The organism is Endozoicomonas sp. SESOKO3 (assembly GCF_024606255.1).
Map to the genome: position 1 here is coordinate 1 of NZ_JAHHPR010000462.1, position 3,557 is coordinate 3,557.

Here is a 3,557-nt window from a genome sequence, read left to right on the forward strand (position 1 = left end):
CATAGAGTTGACGTAGATCCCATTTGATAATTATTAATTTGTTAATCAGAGTTGACCTGTTAAACAACCGTTTTTATTTGTATTGATTGAATGAATTGTTCTGATTCCTATGGAGTCTGAGGAAAAATAGCAGTGGGTTCAGGATGTGGCAAGAATGGCTCTGTAGGTAATAGGCATAACAGTCAACGGGGTTTCTGTTGTAGTCAAAAATAGATGGAAAAGTTTACGATGGGACTTCTATTTCATTGGCTGTAAAGTTTTGGTACGGAATCCCGCAGCGCTGTTTCGTTGAAACCTCATTTTTCTGGTTAGAAAACTGCCGCTATTTATGGAAAAATACTGAGCGTAAACTGAACACAAGTCTTCAATTTACGCATTTGGGCTTCTTGTTACTCTTACTGAGTCAATTATGGACAACGTCTTAACGGCTTAGTATTTTTTTTTGTTTTAAAAGATGCTTCATATGGAAATCTGCATTATGTTTCTCTCCCAGAAGGCGGGCGGAATTGGCTGAGATCGAGTGAAAAAAGGCCAACCAGACAGAAAGATCTCTGTCGTACTGTTTGAATGCGGTGCTCATGGCCTCCCGATTATCATCGTACATAACCGTTAGATCGGCGGTTGCCAGAAGTGTAAAAAAGGCTGTTTTCATTTGTTCATTTTTTTCAATCTTCTCAGCCATTACTGTATCCCAGAACAGGTTGCGTTCGTTGTCACAGCTTTCATCGAGGGTCTCGTAAGCCCATAAATAATAGTGAATCAAGGCTGATTTTGTGCGATGTTTCTTCAACAGAGCATTACTTATAGCCCCATAGTTCGGATGAGATTCCAGTTGGGGCAGATTGTAAATGAATTCGTCAAAGCCGGTTTGAGTTTGTGGTGTTTCCTGCAGCGCTTCAAACGACGTTATGAAGTCACTCCGGCTTAGCTCATAGCTTGTAATATTCTCTGATAATTGATCAATATCAGAGGCTCTTACCTCGGATGATATATCAAGTACTTCGGGTTTACCTATTATAAAAGCTTTGACAAGGCTTAAATATTTCTTGATGTTTTCTGGTCTGCCACTACTTTTGATTTCACTGTCCAGGAAAATACCATATTGTTCTGGTCTTTCTTTAATGCTTAGCTTTCTTATTTCCTCAAGTGGTTTCAGAAGTATTCTCTCAATACTATCTGGGTTATTTATTTTGGGGAATAACTCTTTTTCAGCTTCAGAGCCATCATTGCTGAACACAAACTGGATGTGGTAGTTTGTATTGGCAAGTAAAAAATATTTTGTGAGTATTGTCGGCCAGCCAGCCTGTGGGATATGCAGAAGGTTAAACCGTTCATTAGTAAAGATTCTGATGGCTGCTTCAGCCGCAAAACGTACTCCACACATAGAGCTCGCTATCAACCCGGGTAAAATTTCCGTAATAATCTTACCCGCTTCAATAAATAACTTTTCCTCCGGTTTTTTGGTCGATACGTATTGAATAACAGGCTTATAGATTGAGTCTTTTTGTTGGGGGGCTGATGTTTCGTCCTGATAATACTGATAGTGATTTGCTAGCCGCATAAACACCAGTGATTCCAGATAACCGCCATAATGGAAGCCAGTCATACGTGCTTTCATGAAATGTTCATAAGCACTCTCCAGAAAACTTTTGCGATCGGTTAATACTATCCGCCGGGAGTCAGAACTTATTTCCGCCTCAAGAAGCGTCAATCCAGCCAGGCAATTAATCCAGCCTGTCATCTGTAATGATTCATCATCTAATTTATTTTCATATTGCTTTAACTGCTGCATTAATTTCTGGTAGCCAACTTTTCTGGCTTGCTGAATAGCAAGAATAAAGATACCTTCGTCTCCATCTTTGAATTTTTTCAAGCTGGCACTGTCAAAGAAAGCAGAGTCGATGTCCTTTGGTATTAAATGACTATCATCCGTCTCGACTGGCATATGCCATATATGCTTTTCAAACCAATTGCGTTTTTTTTGCCAATCTTCTGAATGGCTCTGGAGTGTTTTTGCCTTTTCCGGATTTTCACCGATTCGCCTGATCGTGTACTCGTGAATCAGAAAAAAGACGTTGTACCATTGTGACTCATCCTTGGTAGCCAGTTCAGGAAACAAGCTAATTAACTTTGTTAGAAATTGTAAGTCATGGCCAAAATGATGGACGGTCAAACTGGCTTGGTCATTGAGGGGAAGGGCTTTAAGATGAGGAAAAACGGGCTTTTCTTCTGGTGATACATCAAGCAGATGAAAAGCAAGTTTTATGATATCTGCCAAAGCCCGATTCTCAGGATCAATATCCTTAGTGAGTTGCTCCTTTTTTTCTTTGAGGAATATGGCATTCAATGAACTTGGTGCAATAAAGTCCTGTAGAGAAAAACGCATGATAATTGGAGATAGATCCAGACTATAAAATTTAAGTAAGTCCATTCGACCCGTTGCAAGGCTCAGTACCAATCTTAATTTTACTTCTGCTTGCGTTTCTGCTGTATTGCCCCCTTTGACTTTCACTTCCTCTTCCTCTTCCTTTATCGCTTCCAATGACTCTCTTGCTTCCACTTTTTCGAATTTTTCTGCAACTGTTTTTGCTTTCGCTAACGCGATCGATGCCGTGTTTAATTCATCTACCGCTTTCGCATGCTCTTGTGTTTGCACACGAATTTCTGCTATTACTTGCTTTGCCTTTTGCGCTTTCACTGACGCAGTTTCCACTGCCGCTAGCACTGCTGCTATCGCTTCTGCGTGTTCATGCTGTTCGTATGGCAGATATAGGGGATTTATAAAAGTCTCGTCTATTCGAGCTAAAATAAGATCAACTGCACCATCAGAGCCTTTCGCCGGAAGTTGCTCCAAAAACTCTCTGAGTAGACGTATGGAAGGTGTTACTCTGCCTGGAATTTTGCTTTGTGGATTTTTTAGGTAGGTGTCTGCTTCAAACGCTAGTTTCAGTTCGAAAGGCTTGGGAATCAGCAATAGCCACTTTAGTAACACTCCGGTCAGAACCGCTGAATGCGACTCCGACTCTAATAAAATCTCAATAGACTGTGACACTCCGGAGAATGCAGAGGCACAGGCTGATAATGTTACCAGAAGCTCTCCTTTCGTGGCATATTCAAAAAACAGCAAGAGCATTCTGGCATAAGGGAAGTAGAAGTTTTCAGAATGCAAAATGGTCTCTTTTATCTTTTTGGCATTGAACATGACTTGCGGGCTAAACGACAACTCAATAGTTTTGTCATCATCTGACATTTTGGCCCTCATCATGGCCAGTGCCTTGAGAAAGTAGTAATAGCCCAGTCCCAGCTCGTTTGTTGGGTTTTTATTTTTTACTACAGCTTTTTTGAATGCCGAGATCTGTTTTTCTACCTGTTGTAAAAATTTTTCCGGATTTGCCTGAATTAATCTGACTTCCTTAATAATGTTGTTATCCAGTTGAAATAAATGTTGGGCATGTATTATTTTATTGAATACCTCATTTGATACTCTGATGCCCGGCTTCAAGTCTTTTGGTTGTCTGGCTGCGTTTACGGTTCTTTTTGCTTTTTCAGGATTTGCA

1 protein-coding gene and 1 pseudogene are annotated in these 3,557 nt (G+C 40.4%); one reads left to right on the forward strand and one right to left on the reverse strand.

Translation table 11 applies throughout. The features are described 5' to 3' along the window. Positions 1-269: 269 nt before the first annotated feature. Positions 270-425: pseudogene (locus KDK18_RS07880) on the forward strand (IS5/IS1182 family transposase); the annotation flags it as partial. Here the strand turns inward: KDK18_RS07880 and KDK18_RS07885 are convergent. Then, positions 422-3,250 carry a hypothetical protein gene (locus KDK18_RS07885; RefSeq protein ID WP_257254356.1) on the reverse strand — a complete coding sequence of 943 codons (2,829 nt, stop codon included), beginning with the start codon at positions 3,248-3,250 and terminating at the stop codon, positions 422-424. The pseudogene KDK18_RS07880 and the gene KDK18_RS07885 sit on opposite strands and share 4 nt — an antisense overlap. Between the last annotated feature and the right edge of the window lie 307 nt (positions 3,251-3,557).